The sequence below is a fragment of the Absicoccus porci genome, from assembly GCF_003725415.1.
GTDB lineage: Bacteria > Bacillota_I > Bacilli_A > Erysipelotrichales > Erysipelotrichaceae > Absicoccus > Absicoccus porci.
The window spans coordinates 785,998-808,680 of sequence record NZ_RJQC01000001.1 but is presented as its reverse complement, the minus strand read 5'-3'; the positions used below and the strand labels follow the sequence as shown (position 1 = coordinate 808,680).

The following is a 22,683-nucleotide window of genomic DNA, read 5'->3' as shown; positions in this document are numbered from 1 at the left end:
TATACGAACTCGTGATTTGTTTTCAAAGTTTTTGTGTGTTACGATAGACACGTTTTAAAGGAGGTTCAACATGACATACAGCACAATTGTACAACGTATCATGGAAATCGAACATTTTAAAGAATTGACCCCCATTCAAAGTGAAATCTTAAATATGTCAAATAAAACACGTGATGTGATTGGTATATCATCTACAGGTTCTGGAAAAACTCATGCGTTTTTTATGCCCATCATGGAACAAATTGATCCAAATAAAAATGAGGTACAAGCCGTCATTTCTACACCTACGCGAGAACTTGCCTATCAATTGTATGAACGCTGCAAAAAATTAACCGATGTCTTAGGCATGCGCGTTAAATTAGTAACTGGTGGCAGTGAAAAGAAAACGAGTACGCTATTACCTCATATTGTGATTGGAACACCCGGACGGATGAAAGATGTCTTTCTACAAGATAAGATCTTACGTCTCGATACCGCAAAAGTCATGGTTATCGATGAAGCCGATATGACCTTGGAATTTGGCTTTTTAGAAGATATTGATACGATTCTTTCGCATATGAACAAAAAGATCCAGTTGATGGTTTTTTCAGCCACTGTACCTGAAGCTTTAAAACCATTCTTAAAGAAATATCTTCATGATCCGTACATGATCCAAATCGATGAAAAAGAAAATTTCCAAGCCAATGTGAAACATATTTTGGTGCCATGTAAACATAAAACATATAGCGAGAAACTACTGGATATTTTACCGGCTATTCAACCCTATGTGTGTTTGATTTTTGCGAATACCAATGAAGAAGCAGAAGAACTTGCGAAGGTTTTACGTGCGCATGATTATGATCTTGTTGAAATTCATGGTTCGATGGAATCACGGGAACGGTTGAAATCCATCCGTTTGATCAATGCCCAGAAAAAATCATATATTGTGGCAACTGATATTGCGGCACGAGGGATTGATCTTGATGGCGTGACCCATGTCATTTCGTGTGGTTTCCCCAAAGACTTGAAATATTATATTCATCGAGCCGGTCGTACGGGAAGAGCCAATCGAGATGGTATTTGTATTGCTTTATACCAAGACAAAGATGCAAAAGCCATTCAAACCTTATCTAAAGAAGTAAAATTTCATCATGAAGATGTGAAAAAAGGACAATGGGTAGAATTAAAACCTTATTTTCCGAAAAAGAAACCGCATCAAAAAGATGAATTTGATGAAGAAATTGAACGAATTGTTCATCGTAAAAAACAAAAGGTCAAACCGGGCTATAAGAAGAAACAAAAACAGGAAATTGATCGTTTGAAGCGAAAGAGAAAGCGTCAAATGATTCAAAAAGATATTCAGAGACAGAAAAAGGAACGGGCAAAACAGAAACAGCGAGAGAAGGCGAATCGTTCATGATTTATTTGGGCAGTCATGTAGGCATGAAAGCACCGGATTATTTTTATGGATCCATTCAGGAATCACTCTCTTATGGTGCCAATGCCTGTATGATCTATACGGGTGCGCCAAGTAATACAAGACGCAAACCCATTGAAGCCTTAAAGATTGATTCCGCCCATCAATTGATGAAAGAAAATGGATGGGATCCGCAACGGGTCATCGTCCATGCTCCTTATCTGATTAATTTAGCGAATACGATCAAACCAGAAACGGCACAGTTTGGTCAAGAATTTCTTGCTAAAGAGATGCTGCGTGTCCAAGCTTTTGGTGCTACCATTTTGGTCTTGCATCCAGGGGCTAGTTTAAAAGCCGATGTGGAAGTAGCCATTCAATCGGTGATTGATCGATTAAATGTGGTATTGGATGCGGATGATTCTTCCGTTTGTATCGCTTTAGAAACCATGGCTGGTAAAGGATCCGAATTGGGGTCTACATTTGAGCAATTGGCCCAAATTCGAGCAGGTATCCATAAACAAGAACGTATCAAGATTTGTTTGGATACGTGTCATATTCATGATGCGGGCTATGATGTCCGCTCTTTTGATTCGATTTTAGAGCAATTTGATGCTATTTTGGGATTGGATCAATTAGCCTGTATGCATATCAATGATTCCAAGAATGAAAGAGGCGCGCATAAGGATCGACATGCCAATATTGGTAAAGGATATATTGGGTTGGATTGTTTGCATGCCATCGTTCATCATCCAAAGTTAAAAGATATCACCAAAATATTGGAAACGCCCTATATCGAAGGGCAGCCACCGTATAAAGAAGAGATTGTGGCGTTACGAAAGGAATAACTATGGGATTTCAAACGTTATTCTTTCTCTTTGGTTTTTTTCCTTTGGCTTTTATCAGTCAATATTTGACCAAAGACATGAAAAAAAGAAATATATGGCTTGTCATTTTTAGTTTGTTTTTTTATGGTTGGGCGAATTTTACCCACATTGGTGTGTTGATCTTATCCATTGTATGGAACTATTTGACGGGTCTTTGGATGGAACAGTCAGAAAAGAAAAAATCAGTTCTCATCAGTGGCATCGTAGTGGATCTATTGGTATTGATGGCTTTTAAATATACGCATTTTTTCTTTGGAATCCAGCCATCGAGCATACCGATTGGTTTATCCTTTTTTACTTTTAGTGAAATATCCTATTTGGTCGATGTATATGAAACACGTACGCCAGCAAGTCACAATTTATTAGATTATACCGTCTATGTAAGCTACTTTGGTAAGATTAGTATGGGACCCATCGTACCGTATCACGAGATGATCAATCAACTCCAAGATCGTACGATTCAATGGACAAATATTGGTCAGGGAAGTATTCGGTTTTTAAAAGGATTGGTCAAAAAAGTGATTTTTGCGGATTCTTTGGCATTGGCCTTTACGAGTTTGCAAACAACGACTTCACTTTTTGGAGCCTGGTTACTGGCATTAACGTATACGTTTCAGATCTATTTTGATTTTAGTGGGTATAGTGATATGGCCATTGGTTTGAGTGAAATGTTAGGTTTTCATATTCAACCGAATTTTCGCCATCCGTATATCGCTTCCAGCATTCAGGATTTTTGGCGTCGTTGGCATATTTCTTTATCCACCTGGTTTCGGGATTATTTGTATATTCCCTTAGGCGGTAATCGAAGTCATTATATCCGCAATATATGGATTGTTTGGTTTTGTACTGGTTTTTGGCATGGTGCCAATTGGACTTTCATTGTATGGGGATTGTATTATGGTGCTCTTTTATTATTGGAACATTATTATTTGAAACCGTATTTAAAGGATCATCCATTGATTGGCCACTTGTATACGTTTGTTTTGGTGATGATTGGCTGGGTCTTCTTCTTTAGTCCGAGTCTTTCTCATGCTTTGCATCTATTGGCTTTGATGTTTCATATTGGACAAGTTTCTTGGATCCAAGGGATGGATGCCTTTATCTTTCGTTCGCATTGGCTTCTGTATGTGGCTTGTTTTATTTTTATGCTACCGTATTGGGATCATATCGAGCATGTATGTATTCATAAAGTCAATACCTGGTGGATGGTTGGTTTCTATGGTTTGAGTTTTATTGTTTGTGTTTGTATGATGGTTGGTAGTACCTATCAAACCTTTTTGTATGCAGCTTTTTAGGAGAGAGAAATGAAACAGAAACAATTTGCGAAACGATGGGGAACATGTTTTGTCGTTGTTCTTTGTTTGATGTTGGTAATCAATCTACTTTGGCCAGATACCAAGGAATCTACGATTGAAAATCGATCGTTGCAGCAATTTCCGACTTGGTCATGGCAAAATGTATGGGATGGACAATATCAATCTTCAATCAGTACGTGGTTTGCGGATCAATTTGTAGGTCGGAATGTATGGATCCATGGTCGTTATCTTTTTTTGAAAGCAACCCAAAATAAAAAAATCAATGATGTCTTTCTTGCGAAAGGACAATTGATTCAGGATAGCGCCAAGCCGTACTGGTCACAGATCAATCGCAATATCAAAGCCATCAATACACTAGCGCAGAATACAGGTATTCCAACTTCGTTTGTGTTAGCACCAACAGCTTTATCCATCCAAAAAGATAAGATCGATCCAGCAGCAATCTCGTATGATCAAAATGCGATGACGGATCGCATTGATAAGAAATTGGATACCTCTATTCAAACCGTTGATGTTCGTAAACGATTGAAAAAACATGCACAAGAATATATTTACTATAAAACCGATCATCATTGGACGAGTTTAGGTGCATTTTATGCATTCCAAGCTTTGTATCCAGAAACAAAAAAATCAGATTATAAACAAATGCTTGTTTCTAATTCGTTTCATGGTACACTGTCTCATACAACAGGTAGCGTGGGCATCACGGATTCTATTCATATTTTTGTGCCTAAAAATCAACCCGATTATTTAGTGACCAATGAAGATGATGGAACGCAATCTCGTACGTGGTATCATTCCAAAGCCATCGCATCCAATGATCAATATGCTGTATTTGGCAATGGCAATCATGCTTTGGTTCGATTGGAAATGGATACAAATGCCACGGGACATCTGTTGTTGATCAAAGATAGTTATGCGAATGCCTTGATTCCTTTCTTAATTCCATATTATAAATCCATCACTGTGGTGGATCCGCGCTATTATTATGGAAATTTGCATCAATTGATCGAACAAGATCAAATTGATTCGATGATGTATGTCTATAATGTAAATACATTCATTGAGGATGATTCATTGGCAGATTGCTTGGAGTAGGAGGAAGAGTATGCGAATTTATATTTTTGTAGTGATTTTATATGCATTGGCGGCAGTAGTATATGGCATGAGCTTAAAAGCCATTCAATTAACGGATGAAGGTCAAAAAAATGTGAAGACAGATATTGCCCTAATGGTCGTTGTGGCTTTGGGTTTGGCCTATGCAGGTCATACATATGTACAAAGTGCGACATCGAATCATTTTATCTTATTGATTTTATTGAGTGTGGCGTATATTGCTTGTATTGGTTATCATTCGTATTTAATGGTGCAATATGCCCAAAAGAAAGAGGACTAGATGATCTAGTCCTCTTTAAATGCATCAATTTCTTGTTTTAAACGTTGAACCATTTGATCTTGCGGTATCTTTTCGATGATTTCACCTTTTTTGATCAATAGGCCTTCATTTTTTCCACCGGCAATCGCAATATCTGCGTGTTTTGCTTCACCGGGACCATTGACGGCACATCCCATGATCGCAACGGTGACATTTTTATGAACGGTTTTTAAATAGTCTTCCATTTCATTGACAACGGGTTCCATATTCCATTGGGTACGACCACAAGTAGGACACGCAATCAAATTGGGCACATGATGAATTAAATGACAGTCTTTTAAAAGTTCTTTGGCCATGATGATTTCTTGACCTGGATCACCATTGACGGATATCCGAATGGTATTGCCAATGCCATCCAGTAATAAATTGCCTAAGGCCAAAGAGGATTTAATGGCACTGGTCAGTGCCGTACCGGCTTCGGTTACACCTAGATGTAAAGGATAGGGAAAGGTTTCACTAGCTAAACGATAGGCTTCAATACAAAGAAGTGGATCACTGGATTTAAAAGACAGTACGGTATTATAGAAATCATGTTCTTCTAAGATCTTGACATGGCGCATGGCACTTTCAACCATACCTTGTGCAGTTGGTTTTCCATATTTTTCGTGGATGTCTTTTTCTAAAGAACCACCATTGATGCCAATCCGAATGGGAACATGATATTTTTTACAAGCTTCTACGACTTTTTCGACATTTTCTTTCTTACCAATATTTCCTGGATTTAAACGAATTTTATTGGCACCGGCCTCAATACAGGCAAGGGCGAGTTTATAGTCAAAGTGAATATCGGCAACCAAAGGAATATGAATGTTTTGAACAATGGTTTTGATGGCTTTGGCATCGTTCATGTCCATACAACTAACACGAATGAGTTCACATCCCAAAGATTCGAGTTGACGAATTTGGGTGATGACTTCATCGGCTTTTTCGGTTTTGATGTTGCACATTGATTGAATCACAACGTGATTGTTGCCGCCAATGGCTAAATCTTTCACATGAACTTGAAGAGTTTCTGTTCGTTTCATAATTTACCTCATTTCTTTTTTAGTATACATAGTTTTAGATAGAAAGTTAAGGAAAGGTGGTTTTATGTCCCTGATCGTTTTATGTGGTTATTCTGGTAGTGGTAAGACAACCATTGCGAATGTTCTTCAAGAAAAATACGGATATCATCGGATCATTACATATACGACCCGACCGAAAAGAGAACAGGAAGTGAATGGAAAAGATTATCATTTTATCTCAGAAGAGGAATTTAAACAAATGATCCATCAAGATTTCTTTTTTGAATGGACGTATTTTAATGATGCCTATTATGGATCTTTGAAAAGGGATTATCAACAAGAGAAGGCGGTTGTTATTTTAGATCCGACGGGTGTTAAAAAGATAGTAGAAATGGATCCAGATTGCATGGTGTTTGAATTATGCATTTCAAAAGAATTGGCAATTAAACGATTGAAACAACGAAAAGAAAATATCGAAAAACGTCGATGCAAAGATGAAGAAGCTTTTGCACAATTGAATTCTTTGCGGAATCGGATCATTTTAATTCCAATCGAAGAAAACGATACGGTAGAAGATGTTGTGAAAAAAATCAAGAAAAAGCGTATAATAAAAGTCTAGGAGGAAGATCGTGATTTATACGGAGTTAACAAGAAAGGCATTAATGGTTGCGTACAAAGCACATAAGGATCAATTAGATAAAGCGGGCAAGCCGTATATTTTTCATTCGTATCATTTGGCGGAACAAATGAATGATGAATACACTTGTTGTACGGCTCTTTTACATGATACGGTCGAAGATGCCAATGTGACCATAGAAGCGATTCGCAAGATGTTTCCGCGCGAAGTCGCCGATGCGGTTGAATTATTAACACATGATAAACATGTACCGTATATGTCGTATGTAAAGAATTTGAAGTCTAATCCGATTGCGAAAAAGGTAAAGTTGGCCGATTTAAAACATAATATGGATGTCAGCCGGTTTCGTGGGGTATCACTCACCAGCCAAGAAAAAGAAGCGATTCGACATCGGATTGCCACCAAGTATCAACCAGCATCGGATTATTTATCACGATAATGCCAATTTTTAGGCAAAAGAAGCCGATATGTATGATCCTATTCTGTTCTTGTATATACTATAAGTAGTTCAACTACTTCAATACCAGAAAGGGGATAGAAATGAAATTGGATTATAGTAGAAATCGATTCATTATATAAGAGGTCCTTACATGTTAAATGATGTGAGGACTTTTTAATTGGTGTGCCATGATTGTTTTGTGTATAATAGACAAAGTAGAGGAGGTAGTGGTATGCCGCATTTGCGAAAACCAAGCCATTTACGTAAGATACGTGGCATGGATGAAGAAATATCCCACCGTATTCTCTTATTATCTTCTTTTATTGTGGTTATATTTTTGGTGGTTTTTATTCGCTTGATCTATATTCAAGTGTTTTCATACAATGATTATGTACAGAAAAAGGATGACTATACATCGATTCGTCAATATGTGAATGCACCGCGTGGTCAGATTTATGACTGTAAAGGGCGTGTATTAGCGAAAACGGTTGTTAGCCATAATATTGTTTATACATCACCCAAAAATATGTCGAGTGAAGATTATAAATTATATGCGAAACGTTTGGTCGAAGTATTTAATATTGATACCGATGATTTTTCAGAAACCGATAAAAAGGAAGCCTATATTACGTGGAAATCGTTTTTATCCCCTTCGAATTCAGAATATGCTGCCAATAATTTATTGACGAAATCAGAGTTGAATGCATATAAATCTGGATTGTGGGGAACCAATGCAGAAACACGGCGACATCAGATTTTGATGAAACGAATTGGCAAGAAACAAATCAAGGAAATGTCGGCGAAGCAATTAAAGATTGCGGTTATTTATCAACGAATGACGGAAAATGCTTCTACTGGACAAGAAAATGTAATCTTGGAAGATGTAGGGGATGATGATGTCGCATATTTAGTTGAGCATAAGAGTGATTTTCCTGGCTTTGATGTGGACTTTGGTGGTTGGAAACGAGAATATCCATATGGTGAAACATTATCGGATGTATTAGGAACGGTTTCCACAAGTACTCAAGGTTTACCTTCGGAAAATGCGAATTATTATTTGCAGAGAGGTTTCCAATACAATGCGACGGTTGGTAAATCTGGATTAGAGTATGAATACAATGATGTCTTATCCGGTCAAGCGCAAGTATCAAAGATCACATATGATTCCAATGGTTTGGCTAAGAAAACGGTTGTACAATCTGCTGTCAAGGGGGATGATGTGTATTTATCCATTGATATTGATTTGCAGCAAAAATTAGATGAAACCGTGAAATCTGTCCTACAAGAAAAAGGTGGTTCGCCCAATCGTGAGAATTTCTCAACGCTATTTATGTGTATGATGGATCCAAATTCAGGATCAGTACTGGCAATGTCGGGTTATCAGAAAGATTTGGATTCTGGAAAAATGACCTATTTTGCTTCGGGTTGTTATGCATCTTTAGCCAATCCGGGTTCAAGTGTGAAAGGCGCAACGGTTTATATGGGTTTGAGTGAAGGCGCTGTGAAACCGGGCGAGATCACCGTTGACCAGACAATGAATATTGGTGGTCAGGAATTCAGTAGTTATGAAGATCATGGTCCGGTCGATGATATTCAGGCATTGGCTGTATCAAGTAACGTTTATATGGCCAACATTGCGATTCGACTCGGTGGAGATACGTATAAGGAAGGTGAATCACTCCATATCAATGATGTCACCGGTACCTTGAACAAGATGCGATCGTATTATTCGATGTTTGGTTTAGGCAATAAGACCGGTCTGGATGTACCTGATGAAGTGAGTGGGTACATGGGTGTTGGCTTTGAACCAGGTATGCTTCTAAACTATGCGATTGGTCAGATGGATATGTATACACCCGTACAGTTGATGGAATATGTATCAACCATTGCGACAGGTGGTAAGATGTATCAGCCAAGTTTGATGAAATACATCAAAGAAGTCAATAGTGATCAAGTCATTCAAACAGGTGGAGGTGTCTTAAAGAGCACGTTACCTGAAAAGAACAAGGCGTATTTGAATCGTGTCCAACAAGGTTTCCGAGCGGTTGTTTCGGAGGGTAATGCAAGTGATGATCTACAGAATATGGATGTAGAAGTTGCTGGTAAGACTGGTACAGCCGAGGTCAATCAATGGACAACAGTCGACTTTGTAGGGTATGCACCATATGAAAATCCAACGGTATCGTTTGCGTGTGTAGCACCAACATCATCTGTCAACTTACAAAGCGTATCGGAAAATACATGTACGTATGATGTGGTTCCTACTGTATTAGAAAAGTATTTTGAATTATATCCGGCATCATAAAAAAAGAGCACAACTTTCCATTATGGAAGCTGTGCTTTTTTAGAGTATAGAGATAGACAAAAAGAAAGATATGCACAAAAATATTCGCTAAATTAACTTTATTTGTTGCTAGACTGTTTTAAGCAAATGTTCCATAACGATATTCATTATAGGCATCCTTCAGTGAAATTGGCAGTTCTGCATATACAAGCTCTTCCTCTTTATATGCTTTTGTCTGCCGTATATCATCAAATACATATTTGGCAACTTTATCTCTATCGATATCGTACATGGTTTTCTTTCGATACGTGATGAAATCAAGGTATTGTTGAAAATACCTTGTAGCACAACCATGGGTTCGGGCTATCAAGGATGTGATCTCTGCATCCAGTTGATTGAGATCTCCTAGATGATTGCCCAGATCTGTTGTATATCGTGTGCCTCTAGGATCTGTTTTGATTTGATCGATCTCTACACCTAGATCATTCGCAAACAAGCGAATGCATGGTTTAGAATCAGCAACGATGAGTTCAGGATCATCAAATTTGTATTTACAGTCCTTATATTTTTCAAAGGTCTCCACACCTAGACCGACGATATTCAAGAACATGTTATCCTGACTGTCTATAGCGGATACGATACAAACTTTATGATGGCTAATTCCGGAATAAGCAGCATCCAATTGCACTTTGCCAGTTACTCTTTTTTTGGCAAGTTCACTAACAGCAGCATAAAGTTTATGCCGCATGCGAAAACAAGTGTGAATGCTCAAGCCAAGAAAATGTGCTTCATGTCGAAGCGCCATACCGGACAATTCATAGTCAAAAAATTGGAGCCACAGATTTTCTGGTATGCGGTTATGAAAAAAAACGTATTTGTATTCATGCTGAAACTCTTATGAGGACAGCAAACAATGGTAATTGGTTTATCATCATCTGTAAGATTTTGTTTCAATATCAGATAAATCTCATCGTATACAGGATGAATTCTATTTTCGGGAATACTGGATATCCTATCGATCAATCTGGATCTTTGAGTCATAACAGGCACCTCAACCTTCTTTACAACTCAATCATAGATCTAATATTGANATGAGGACAGCAAACAATGGTAATTGGTTTATCATCATCTGTAAGATTTTGTTTCAATATCAGATAAATCTCATCGTATACAGGATGAATTCTATTTTCGGGAATACTGGATATCCTATCGATCAATCTGGATCTTTGAGTCATAACAGGCACCTCAACCTTCTTTACAACTCAATCATAGATCTAATATTGACATATATGATGTCATTTACTTATCTAGCAACATTTATGGTGAATTTAGCCAAAATATTTATCAAAATAATCAATGTATGCTAAAATAATAGGTAAAATAAATAAAGTACAAATTCCAATCGCAATTATATATATTTATTTTGTAAACCCCTTTTCACTTCAAAGCAATAGGCAAATTAAAATAAATTTTGATGGAGGTGATCTATCCTCCGATGCAGGTCTTCTTTTGATAAAAGAATTCGCTGCAAAGATCGGCTTTACAAAGCTGATCAAAAAAAAGTTTAAACCAATGATAAGTCTATCCGGTTTCACAAAGACCATGAAAACTTATTACAGATGATCTATCAGATCATCTCTGCATATTTTCAGGATGACTGTGCGGATGAACTGACTCTGGATCCTGTTTTCAATGTCATTCTTGATAAAGAAAGTCTGGCATCGTAGCCAACATTATCAAGATTTTTCAACCGTATGGATGAAGATACTCTGGTACAGTTTAATGACATTGATAAAAATCTTAGGGATATCATTTATTCCATAAAATGCCCGGAGCATGTGCTTCTGGATTTAGACAGCACTCTTTTTGGTACTTATGGCAGGCAGGAAGGAGAAGGATTCAACTTCCATTATCAGGCACATGGATATCATCCATTACTATGCTATGACGGACTGACTGGAGACCTGATTAAAAGCGGAACTCCGAGATGGAACGCTCCATTGCAGCAATGGGGCAGATAAATTTATGGAATCTATTTTTCAGGAATACCTGGAAAGGGGCATTAAAACTTATCTTCGTGGCGACAGCGGATTCTCTTCCCCAAAACTTTATGAAACCTGTGAGAGTAATGGCTGCTCCTATGCTATCCGTTTAAAACAGAATCTCGCACTCATTGCCCTGGCTTCAGACAAATAGGAAGATTTGTACCAAACCACTCAAAAGGATCAGATCAGCTATGCATTAACTTATGGCGAATTTATGTATCAGGCAGGTTCATGGAAATATCCAAGACGTGTAGTTTTCAAAATTGAGAAACCATACGGACAGCTGACACACATGTACACTTTTTTGTTACAAACATGGATATGGAACCTTATCAGATCATCCAGTTTTATTGTGGTAGGGGAAAGATGGAAAACTTCATTAAGAAAAGCAAAAGTGGATTTGACTTTGCTGCTGTCAGCAGTCATTCCAAAATAGTAAATGCAAACCGTATGAGACTTCATATGCTTGCCTACAACCTATTCAATTGGTTCAAGCGACTGGTACTGCCAGCCAGTATGCGGAAGCAACAGGTGGACACCATTCGCTTAAAGCTAATAAAGATTGCTGCAAGGGCAATCCATTCAGCAAGATCTATCATATTTAAACTGTATAGCAGCTGTCCTTATAAAAAGGAGTTCTACAGGACATTGGCAAATATCCATCAGCTGTTTGTACAGTTGGAATAGAAACTATTAACGTACCTTGACAGTTCCAAAGTAACTTAATCAAGCTTCACAGGGGGTAGTCTGTACATTTTTGGGGATGATTCGATTGAATTCAAGGAAACTGTTTCAAGGCTTTGCAGTATTGAGCATTTTTATATGCTCATGAATAATTCAGGTAAAATATTCGGAAAGGAGATAATCTTATGCTGAGTATAAAAGTTATTTGTAAGAAATTGTTGGAGGTGCATAATCATGAGTGAGTATAGTATCCTTCCGTTGATCAATTCATCGTTTCAACCGGGTGAAGCGAATAAGATAGTAGCTGGTTTTGAAGACAGGGATTTTCAGGAGATTGCACGTGCTGAATATTATTATTTTACCGGACAGGCAGAAAAATGCAGTCATATAGCAGAACGTTACCTGGTGAGCCATAATATAAAACTGAAGATGTCATCCTGCCTGTTATATGTATATTCTAATATGACACTTGGCAGAGCAGTTGCTTCCAGAAAAGGGATGAGGGAGATTCAGGAATGTCTTGAAAAAGAAATGAAAAATCCTTCATCCGCTGAGAATAGGGCTATCAGTGTATTTGCGGGATATATGTCTTCTGTACTTTTACATCTTCCTGTAAATGAACTTCCGGATGTGGGGCTTTATGCACCAACATTGCCGCCTGGAATTAAGATGTTTTCTGCTTATGTAACAGCCCACATGGCATATTTAAAAGGAGAGTATGGAAGAGCACTTGGAATTTGTGAGGCGGTACTAATGTTCAGGAATGGTACATATCCTATTAGTATGATTTATCTGTATTGTATGATTGCAATGTGTCAAATGAATCTGAAATATCAGCAGAAAGCAAAAGATGCATTGATGGTGGCATGGAATATGGCGAAAGAAGACGAATTTCTGGAACCTTTTATTGAACATCATGGTTTGCTGCAGGGACTTCTTGAGTCATGTATCCGCAAGGAAGATTCAGAACTGTATAACAAATTATCTGATAAAGTCATTGCATTTAGCAGGGGATGGATGGCAATCCACAATCCGATGTCAGAAAATTCAGTAACGGACGCATTATCCACCGTGGAATTTTCGATTGCCATGCTGGCAAGCCGTGACTGGAATAACCAGGAAATCGCCGATTATCTGGGATTTTCACCAAATACGGTTAAAACTTATCTGAGCAGGATTTATGTGAAACTGAATATAAAAAAGAGGGATGAATTAAAAAATCATATGCTGAAATAGGCAGAATATACTTTTTGGTATCGAAACGGAGATTACGTTGAAGAAGTCAATATGATAAAATTTTTTTATACAGAAATCACCAACAAAATTTGATATTTATAGGGGGTATTATGTTGAAATTAGATGATGAACGTAAATCTACGGTCAACAGCATTAAGCCTGTAACGGATTATGCTAACTATAATTTGTTTCAAATGGACATAAGGTATGAATACAATTTGATTCAGATTATTAATGAGATTAGCACGTATAATCATTCGGAGCATCCAATATTGAATGACCAAATAGTAAGTGCCGCTATTTTCAGAGAAGCAATGGGAATTCCTGGAAAAATTGATTTTAATTCTTTTGGATGTACTGCTTTTAAAATGGTAGATAATAACACCGTCAGAATGGGCAGAAACTATGATTTTAAAAATGATACTTCGTGTATGCTTGTTAAGTGCCATCCAAAAGGCATGCATTCTTCTGTTGCCTTTGCAGCATTAGATAATATTCATGCAAATCATTTGGACAATAACTATGAAAAATATGCATGTTTAGCGGCTCCTTTTATTTGTTTGGATGGGATAAACAGTGCAGGAGTTTCTATAGCCGTCCTGACTCTTGATAGTGAGCCAGTATTTGAGCATGATGATAATAAGTCTACGATTGCGACAACATTGGCGATTAGAGCTGTATTAGATGAAGCAGATAGTGCGGATCATGCTGTAAGAATATTAGAAAGATATAATATGTATGCCACAGGAGGGAGAGATTATCATTTCTTTATACTTGATGCAGATGGCAACTGCCGTGTTGTTGAATATATTTATGATGATGAATCTGGAAATCGAACGTTTAAATCTATATATGAAGTTAAAAGCTATGGACACAAAGAAGAATTACAGTGTGCTACGAATTTCTTTATAAACTATATAGATAAAGTTGCACCGGGAAAGAAAAATGGCATCTATGGACATGGAAAAGACAGGTATAATGCTGTGTTGGATATCATAGACAAACACAATAATAATTGTGGAAATGATGAGGTCTGGGAAGCTTTAAAAGCAAGCGCACAGCTTCCTGGAGACGATGCGACAAGTAATACACAATGGTCTGTTGTATATGAAAATATTTCTGCTCTTAATCCATTTTCTGATTTTAACGCTACTGCACAAATCGCTTTAAAAAGAGATTTTAGAAACAAGTGGAGTTATGATTCATTAAAAGGTATAAGAAAACTTTGAGGCAATTAGAGAAGAATAGCGAACCAAACGGCATTTTGTAAAGTTTCTTGAGGGAATACTGGATATCCTATCGATCAATCTGGATCTTTGAGTCATAACAGGCACCTCAACCTTCTTTACAACTCAATCATAGATCTAATATTGACATATATGATGTCATTTACTTATCTAGCAACATTTATGGTGAATTTAGCCAAAATATTTATCAAAAAAATCAATGTATGCTAAAATAATAAGTGAAAATAAATAAAGTACAAATTCCTACCGCAATTATATATACGAAAAAGAGAAAGGAGCGATGAAAGAGAATCGGCAGGTTACGATTTCGAATTCAGATATAGAGCATCCAATGGATTGCAATAACAAATGAACAGAGAAGATATCGTTAAGTAAAATAGAAACAATAAATAAGAACACAATGAAGTGAAAAAAATTGGTTGATCACATCGGCAAAAAAATAGCTGTAAATCAAAATTAAAAATGAAATTAAATCAATGAATTGTAAAAAAAATAGAATCAACCCCATATGGTGTATGCAAAATACACAATAGAAAGATATCGAAAGAAAACCAAAAATTCGAAGTGTATCCTATTTCAGATTCAGTAAAAAAGAACAGAACAATCATTCAATGAAAGAGCGTATTTTTGTATTATTTTTTGAACAACAATTTTAAGAGGGAGGACTACTGATGCAGAAAGGTATTAAAAAACTGCTCAGTGTTTTGATCGTTTTCGGTATGGTCGTTTCAACGTTCACTTCTTCCGTTACACCAACGTATGGAGAAGATATTAAAGAACAACCAACAACGGCAGAAACGCCATCGACCGAGGAGGCGAATCAAACAACTGAATCGAATGTTCCACAAAAGACAGATACATCTCCGTCTGAACAAACGACAACAGAACCACAGGCAACAACGGAAGTTGAGACAACCCCACAGGAAGAACCAACAACCCAAACAGCAACCAATGAAGAGGATACAAACACAACAAGCAATGAAGAAGAAAAAGTATCCTATCCCGCACAAAATTTTTCGAAGAGTGCAGGGAAAATAACGGTTCATGTCAGTGCGGTGGAAGGAATATTCCCGGAAGGCACGACAATGACAATCACGCCTGTATCGAGTACGAAAGCAACACAAATTGCGAAACAAACGATTACAGGAAATGAAAAAGTAGAAGATGCGATTGGTGTAGATATTACATTCTATGATTCTTCGGGCAAAGAAATCGAGCCAAAAGATGGACAGGGTGTACAAGTAAACATGCAATTAAATGAGAGTTTGAAGGGTAAAGATTTTACCGTTGTCCATCAAGAAGACAATGGTACCGTTCAAACCGTATCTCAGAATGCTTCCGCACAAGGCGCAACTTTTCAAGCCAATGCCTTTTCTATCTATGTAATTACTGGTATTGGAACGGAGGATGAAGATCCTGCCGTGGCGACGTATCAATTCCACGATGCCAATGGTGATGTATATTCTACTCAAAAGGTGAAAAATGGTGAAATTTTAACAGCACCAGAAACACCAGAAAAAGAAGGTAATATTTTTAAAGGATGGGCAACCAGTCAAGGTGCGAGTGAAGCCAACTTTGATATTACGAAACCGGTCACGGTTGAGAAGACTTCGACAGTTGACGTATATCCTGTCTTTTCACAAAAGTTATATGTATTCTTTACAGATAAGACAGGTCGTGTTTTCAATACCAAAGAGGGAGCACCTGGTGATGTCATTACGACTTCCGATGTTTCGGTACCATTGGGATCAGAAGAATCCGTAACTGGTTGGTATACAGATAAAGCGTTGACCAACGCAGTTACTGAGGTAACTTTATCGGATCACAATGTGACATTATATCCGAAAATTGAAAAAGGTCATTATTTATATTTTTCAACCGGAGATAATGCTTCATATATCGAACCGGAATTTGTAGCCGCTGGAAAACAAACCCAAAAACCAAACGATCCAACGCGTCCAGGTTATACATTTAAAGGGTGGTCGACCACAGAGGGTGGATCCGTAAACTATCATTTTGGACAAATGATGAGTGATAATCAAACGATCTATGCCGTATGGTCTGCCAATACGGATACATCTTATACAGTCATCTATTGGAAACAATCCATCAATGATAGTAAGGATGCAACCGATAGCAGTAAGACCTATGATTACGAAAATTCCGAAACACGTACAGGCCAAACCGGAGATGTGGTTTCTCCATCTTATTCGGATCGAAATCAAGACTATACGGGTTTCCGTTACAATGCATCGAAATCCACGTCCGTTAGTATCAATGGTGATGGGACAACCGTATTAAATGTTTATTACGATCGTGTTTCGATGACCATCCATTTCCAAGAACGGTCTTTTTGGGGTGGTACTACGACGCTTTATACCTTTACCGGTTTATATGGCCAGACATTGGAACAGAATGGATATAGCTGGCCATCACCAGGTAATGGAAAATGTTGGCAAGAGAGTGATAATACTATACTTACTTTCTTGGATGCGTTTATTTTTGACAAGCTGACACATACAACGGATGGAAACGGAAATCAAACATTAACGCTAACAAAAGAGGATTACTCTGCAGTACGTACCATTCACCATTACAAACAAAATTTAAATGGCTCCTATACGACACCTACCAATTCTACGCAGGCAGGTAATGGAAGCTTTACGTTCACGAATAAATATACGGGATTTACGGTTTCCCAATATCGTTTAGGAAGTAATGGTTCATGGACAAATACCAGTGCAGGTCAATCGGTACGTGGAAGCAGACAAGATCTTTATGTGCGGTATACAAGAAATAGTTATGAATTGGCATTCTATAACTATAATGGTGTATCGAGAGAGGAATCCGTTCTGTATGAACAATCATTAAATTCGTTTGCGAACTATACACCAGCTCGTCCTTCGGGAATTCCAGATAGTTTTACTTTCCAGGGATGGTATAAAGATCCCGAAACGACACAAAAATTTGATTTCCATTCGGTGATGCCAGCAGCGGGGTTGACCCTGTATGCAAAATGGGCAGCACCGACGTATACGGCAACCATTCATACGACAATGAGTGGTGATGGAATGACAATTCCAATCGATGTCCAGTATGGAGAAAAAATCAATCCTTCGCTTTTACCAACGGTAAAAGATGCAGATGGAAATATTCTATCGGAAGGATCTGGCACCATTATCATGATTCCAGAAAATACGGAATGGATTGGTTGGGCAACCAAAGATGGCAATAACTACACGACCTTTAATTTGGATACTCAACTCTATAGTGATCTTGTGTTGTATCCACATTATCTAAGTACGCAAAAGTATACGATCACCTATGATGCGAATGGTGGTGGCGGAAGCGTTACCGATCCTAAACACTATGTAAATGGAACGTATGCAGACATTCAATCGGGCAAAGGCTTGACGGCACCAAATAAGAAATCATTCTTATATTGGGCAACAGATAAAAACGGATCTGGCACTACTTATTATCCAGGCGATAAAATAGAAGTGACTGGTAATATGACGTTGTATGCAATCTATGGCGATCCTGCCAAGACAACAAGTTTGACGTATCATTCGAATTATCCAGATGGTGTTGAATTAACAAAAAAACAAACGATCAATAATTCGGATGAATTAGAAAACAACGTATCGTTCAAGGCCTATACCAATACAGAAGCTGGATTTGCAGTTCCAAATGGATATTACTTTGATGGCTGGAAAGATAGTAGTGGAAAATCAATCCAAGCCGGTGAAACTATTTTGGTCGACAATACAAGTGATAACGACTTGTATGCACAATGGAAAAAGAAAAAATCACTCGTGATCCAAGTCACTGGAAATGAGGCATCTCATGTCTATGATGGAAAGAGTCATTCTGCTAGTGGTTATACATTATCTTATACGGTAGATGGAAAAGCTACTTCGGGTCTACCTTCTGGATTGACATTGGATGAATCGGCTGCCCAAGCAAAAGCAGCTACTGGTAAAAAAGCCGGCACGTATGCGATGGGCTTGACGGCTGGTGATTTTGAAGTAACTGGCAATGATTTGAATAAGTATTCGATTTCGATTCAAGTCAGTGATGGTCATTTGTTGGTGACAAAACGTCAGGTGACTTTAACTTCCGAAAGTGCCACAAAGAAATACGACGGTAAGGCACTCACGAAACCAGATGTGACAGTAAGTGGGGCTGGATTCGTTGATGATGAAGTTTCAAATATTAAAGCGACGGGTTCGATCACCAAAGTAGGTTCTACCAAGAATACGATTACCTATACAGAAAATAGTGACTTTGATAAAGAGAACTACGATATCAATATCAAAGAAGGTACATTAACGATTACACAAAATATAGATGAAATCGTGGTTACGGCGCACAATGCATCCAAGATTTATGATGGTACCCCTTTGACTGAATCAAACTATAAGGTAAAGGGATTACCAGATGGATTTACAGCAAAAGTGACAACAAGCGGTAGTATCACAGATTTTGGTGAAATCAATAATGTGATTCAAACGGTTGTAATCAAAGATAGCGATGGCAAGGATGTAACGGATCAATTTGCGAATATTGTACAAAAAAATGGTATATTAACGATTACGAAACGGCATGTGACCCTAATATCTGAGAGTGCCAGCAAGGCATATGATGGTAAAGAATTAACTAAACCAGATGTTACTGTAGGCGGCGATGGCTTTGTCGAGGGCGAAGTTAGTGATATTAAAGCCATTGGATCTATAACAGAGGTTGGTAATGTAGCCAATACGATTACCTATACAACGCATGATGGTTTCAAAGAAAGTAATTACGAAATCACCAAAAACGAAGGTACATTAACGATTACGCCAAATACCGATAAAATTACTGTCACAGCTAAGAGTAATGAAAAGACGTATGATGGCAAAGCATTAAGTCAAGATGGTTATAAAGTCACTGGATTGCCAGATGGATTCACTGTAAAAGTGACAACAGAAGGCAGTATCACAGATGTTGGTAGTACAGAAAACAAGATTGCATCTGTCAAGATCCTGAAGGGTGACGAAGATGTAACGGATCAGTTCTCGAATATCGAGACGAAAAATGGAACATTAACTGTCAACAAACGTAAAGTGAACTTGACATCGGATAGTGCAAGCAAGGCATATGATGGAACGGCATTGAAATCATCTGATGTTACAGTAACAGGTGATGGTTTTGTCGAAGGTGAAGCTGATAATATTCGTGCGACTGGATCAATCACAAAGGTTGGTTCTACAACGAATACGATTGCGTATGATACACATGATGGTTTCAAAGAAAGGAATTACGAAATCACCAAAAATGAAGGTACATTAACGATTACGCCAAATACCGATAAAATTACTGTCACAGCTAAGAGTAATGAAAAGACGTATGATGGCAAAGCATTAAGTCAAGATGGTTATAAAGTCACTGGATTGCCAGATGGATTCACTGTAAAAGTGACAACAGAAGGCAGTATCACAGATGTTGGTAGTACAGAAAACAAGATTGCATCTGTCAAGATCCTGAAGGGTGACGAAGATGTAACGGATCAGTTCTCGAATATCGAGACGAAAAATGGAACATTAACTGTCAACAAACGTAAAGTGAACTTGACATCGGATAGTGCAAGCAAGGCATATGATGGAACGGCATTGAAATCATCTGATGTTACAGTAACAGGTGATGGTTTTGTCGAAGGTGAAGCTGATAATATTCGTGCGACTGGATCAATCACAAAGGTTGGTTCTACAACGAATACGATTGCGTATGATACACATGATGGTTTCAAAGAAAGGAATTACGAAATCACCAAAAATGAAGGTACATTAACGATTACGCCAAATACCGATAAAATTACTGTTACAGCTAAGAGTAATGAAAAGACGTATGATGGCAAAGCATTAAGTCAAGATGGTTATAAAGTCACTGGATTGCCAGATGGATTCACTGTAAAAGTGACAACAGAAGGCAGTATCACAGATGTTGGTAGTACAGAAAACAAGATTGCATCTGTCAAGATCCTGAAGGGTGACGAAGATGTAACGGATCAGTTCTCGAATATCGAGACGAAAAATGGAACATTAACTGTGAATCCTCGAAAGGTTACTTTAACATCAGAAAGTGATAGCAAGACCTATGATGGTACGCCATTAACCAACTCAAAAGTGACAGTATGTGGCGATGGCTTTGTCGAAGGTGAAGTCAGTGATATCAAGGCAACAGGTTCGCAAATGTATGTTGGTTCATCAGATAATGACATTACATACAAGAAGGAAAAGAACTTCAAAGATAAGAACTACATCATCACATTAAATAAAGGTAAATTGACCGTTACGGATAAAGATGTTCCTTCGGATTTAGTTGTAACGAAGAAACACGATTCAAAGACATATAAAGTCGGCGATACGATTACATTCACGATTGAAGTAACGAATATTTACGACAAGGCAAAAACCATTACGATTGTTGAACAAGATGACGTTCAAATTACAGGTGAAAAGGTATTTACAAATGTTGCACCAGGAGCAACCGTTAAGACAACGGCGACCCATGTTGTAACAAAAGAAGATGTAGATGCCAAAGAGTATAAGAATGTTGTTACGGCAAAATTCGATGGTGGTAAAGACTTTGATGGTCATGATAAGGAAGATCAATTTGATCGATTAGAAATTTCGAAGACGGTTACAAGTACACCTAAGGATGGTCAATTATATCGAAATGGTGAAACGATTTCGTATAAGATTACGGTTAAGAATACTGGTACAACGGTAGCGAAGAATGTAAATGTTACTGATGACTTAACAGGATTGAATGAAACTGTTGATGAATTAGGTGCTGGGGAAGAAAAATCCTTTGATACAACGTATGTTGTTACGGATAAAGACGTACGTGCTGGTCATATCAAGAATGTGGCTACAGCTACTTCTGATGGCAATGATCCAGTAAAAGATGAAGTGGATACACCAGTAGAAACGGCGAAACCAAGCTTAATCGTTGAAAAGACATCCGATAAAGATCATCCAGTTAAATTAAATGAAACGATTCATTACACGGTTACGGTAACCAATAATGGTAATGTTACGATTGAAAATGTGACAGTGGATGATGAATTAACTGATAATCATTGGAAAGCTGGTACATTAAAGCCAGGTGAGTCCAAAACATTCGATACGCAATATACAGTGAAAGCGGAAGATATAGCCAAAGGAAAAGTCGTTAATGTAGCTACCGCGGATGGTAGAGATTCGACTGGTGATAAACCAGATGTGACTCCAGGTGAAGTAATGAATGAAACGGAAAAGAGTCAGCCTCATCTGACCTTAACGAAGACAACAACAAGCACACCACAAAATAAAGACGGTTATACAAAGGGTGAAACAATCACATATCGTATAAAAGCCGAAAATGATGGTAATGTTGAGTTGCGTGATATTAAGGTAGAAGATCCTCTCACAAAGGATATTTGGTCGATCGAATCCTTACAACCAGGTGAATCGAAGACATGGACAACAAGTTATATTGTAACCGAAGCAGATCAAGTCAAAGGTTCGGTTGTGAATGATGTAACCGCAACCGCAAAAACATCAAAAGGCGATGATCCAATCATCGTTCCAGGACATACATCCGATAAAGTATTAACACCTGCGAAAGTGACAAAAGAAACCAAGAATAACGACACGACAAATACAGGTGTAGCTACTTTTGGAGGCACATATGCCGCTGCGATGTTAGCTGCTGCCGGATTACTGATGAGTCTAAAACGAAGAAGAGACGATGAATAATCATTGTTTTGATTCGAATGAAAAAGTGGGTTTGACCCACTTTTTCAATGTATGATGAATTGTTCTTGCACAATGAAAGCAATTTTGATACAATTCTATCGTTAACGTGGAAAGGTGTGAGACGAATGAGAGATCGTATTACTTTTAAGTGTTCTGTATGTGGAGAAGAAAACTACATTGGTACTCGTAATAAAAAGAAACATCCTGATCGCATGACAATCAAAAAATATTGTCCAAAATGCAATAAAATGACTGAACATAAGGAGAAAAGATAAAAAAGACCGTTTTCGGTCTT

Annotated in this window: 14 protein-coding genes and 1 pseudogene; 13 read left to right on the top strand and 2 right to left on the bottom strand. The window is 37.8% G+C overall.

The window, feature by feature from the left end:
* Positions 1 to 70 precede the first annotated feature (70 nt).
* The 5 genes from EDX97_RS04045 to EDX97_RS04025 are packed head-to-tail and all read left to right on the top strand — an operon-like array spanning position 71 to position 4,992.
* Entirely contained in the window at positions 71 to 1,399 is a 1,329-nt protein-coding gene (locus EDX97_RS04045; RefSeq protein WP_128519895.1) for a DEAD/DEAH box helicase, read from the top strand.
* Positions 1,396 to 2,241, top strand: coding sequence for a deoxyribonuclease IV (locus EDX97_RS04040; protein ID WP_128519894.1), 846 nt, complete (start codon positions 1,396 to 1,398; stop codon positions 2,239 to 2,241). Before EDX97_RS04045 ends, EDX97_RS04040 begins: the two co-directional genes overlap by 4 nt.
* A 2-nt stretch (positions 2,242 to 2,243) precedes the next feature.
* A complete protein-coding gene (locus EDX97_RS04035; RefSeq protein ID WP_128519893.1) occupies positions 2,244 to 3,575 on the top strand; it encodes an MBOAT family O-acyltransferase in 1,332 nt (443 codons plus the stop codon).
* Between the two features lie 9 nt (positions 3,576 to 3,584).
* Entirely contained in the window at positions 3,585 to 4,694 is a 1,110-nt protein-coding gene (locus tag EDX97_RS04030; protein WP_128519892.1) for a DHHW family protein, read from the top strand.
* Between the two features lie 10 nt (positions 4,695 to 4,704).
* Entirely contained in the window at positions 4,705 to 4,992 is a 288-nt protein-coding gene (locus tag EDX97_RS04025; protein ID WP_128519891.1) for a hypothetical protein, read from the top strand.
* A gap of 5 nt (positions 4,993 to 4,997) precedes the next feature.
* Here the strand turns inward: EDX97_RS04025 and ispG are convergent, their stop codons facing one another.
* Positions 4,998 to 6,056 carry a flavodoxin-dependent (E)-4-hydroxy-3-methylbut-2-enyl-diphosphate synthase gene (ispG, locus tag EDX97_RS04020; protein ID WP_128519890.1) on the bottom strand — a complete coding sequence of 353 codons (1,059 nt, stop codon included), beginning with the start codon at positions 6,054 to 6,056 and terminating at the stop codon, positions 4,998 to 5,000.
* Positions 6,057 to 6,120: 64 nt separating this feature from the next.
* On the opposite strand from ispG, the gene EDX97_RS04015 reads away from it, so the two are divergent.
* The 3 genes from EDX97_RS04015 (at position 6,121) to EDX97_RS04005 (ending at position 9,416) form a co-directional block, all read left to right on the top strand.
* On the top strand, positions 6,121 to 6,654 hold the full coding sequence (locus EDX97_RS04015) for a guanylate kinase (protein ID WP_128519889.1): 534 nt from the start codon (positions 6,121 to 6,123) through the stop codon (positions 6,652 to 6,654).
* A gap of 10 nt (positions 6,655 to 6,664) precedes the next feature.
* Positions 6,665 to 7,111: an HD domain-containing protein gene (locus EDX97_RS04010; protein WP_128519888.1), complete on the top strand. Its 447-nt coding sequence runs from the start codon at positions 6,665 to 6,667 to the stop codon at positions 7,109 to 7,111.
* A gap of 232 nt (positions 7,112 to 7,343) precedes the next feature.
* Positions 7,344 to 9,416, top strand: a complete 2,073-nt coding sequence (locus EDX97_RS04005) for a peptidoglycan D,D-transpeptidase FtsI family protein (RefSeq protein ID WP_128519887.1) — start codon at positions 7,344 to 7,346, stop codon at positions 9,414 to 9,416.
* A gap of 118 nt (positions 9,417 to 9,534) precedes the next feature.
* Here EDX97_RS04005 and EDX97_RS04000 read toward each other — a convergent pair whose 3' ends face one another.
* Positions 9,535 to 10,143: a hypothetical protein gene (locus EDX97_RS04000; protein WP_183164259.1), complete on the bottom strand. Its 609-nt coding sequence runs from the start codon at positions 10,141 to 10,143 to the stop codon at positions 9,535 to 9,537.
* A 668-nt stretch (positions 10,144 to 10,811) separates the two neighbouring features.
* Here EDX97_RS04000 and EDX97_RS03995 point away from each other — a divergent pair.
* The 5 genes and pseudogenes from EDX97_RS03995 (at position 10,812) to rpmG (ending at position 22,663) form a co-directional block, all read left to right on the top strand.
* Positions 10,812 to 12,127 (top strand): annotated as a pseudogene (locus tag EDX97_RS03995) (IS1380 family transposase).
* Between the two features lie 231 nt (positions 12,128 to 12,358).
* Complete coding sequence (locus EDX97_RS03990) at positions 12,359 to 13,360, top strand: response regulator transcription factor (RefSeq protein WP_128519885.1); 1,002 nt, start codon at positions 12,359 to 12,361, stop codon at positions 13,358 to 13,360.
* A 110-nt stretch (positions 13,361 to 13,470) separates the two neighbouring features.
* Positions 13,471 to 14,589, top strand: a complete 1,119-nt coding sequence (locus tag EDX97_RS03985; RefSeq protein WP_128519884.1) for a carcinine hydrolase/isopenicillin-N N-acyltransferase family protein — start codon at positions 13,471 to 13,473, stop codon at positions 14,587 to 14,589.
* 689 nt (positions 14,590 to 15,278) lie between these two features.
* Positions 15,279 to 22,388 (top strand): DUF7507 domain-containing protein, encoded by a 7,110-nt coding sequence (locus EDX97_RS03980; RefSeq protein ID WP_128519883.1) that lies wholly within the window; start codon positions 15,279 to 15,281, stop codon positions 22,386 to 22,388.
* Positions 22,389 to 22,513: 125 nt separating this feature from the next.
* A complete protein-coding gene (rpmG, locus tag EDX97_RS03975; RefSeq protein ID WP_128519882.1) occupies positions 22,514 to 22,663 on the top strand; it encodes a 50S ribosomal protein L33 in 150 nt (49 codons plus the stop codon).
* Positions 22,664 to 22,683 lie beyond the last annotated feature (20 nt).